The organism is Aquabacterium sp. A08 (assembly GCF_011742065.1).
The window spans coordinates 1-269 of record NZ_JAAQQT010000476.1 but is presented as its reverse complement, the minus strand read 5'-3'; the positions used below and the strand labels follow the sequence as shown (position 1 = coordinate 269).

At 62.5% G+C, this 269-nt stretch carries 1 pseudogene; it reads left to right on the top strand.

The annotated features are described in order from the left end of the window. Positions 1-48: 48 nt before the first annotated feature. A pseudogene (locus tag HA630_RS27290) lies at positions 49-269 on the top strand (peptidase S41); the annotation flags it as partial.

Below are 269 nucleotides of genomic sequence, written 5' to 3'. Positions count from 1 at the left end.
CGCATTCCTAGGTGTATATTGCAACGCAACCGTTCTAAGGGTTGAGTGATGGGCCAGAAATTGAAGATTGCCGGTTGGGTCGCCGTGGGCGCCCTTGCCGGCGCGTTGACCACCGTGCAGCTGCAGGCCGTGGCGCGGGGGGCCCTGTCGCCGCTGCCGCTGGAAGAACTGCAGCAGTTGGCCGCCGTTTTCGGCATGGTCAAGAGCGACTACGTGGAGCCGGTGGACGAGAAAAAGCTCATCACCGACGCCATCTCGGGCATGGTGTC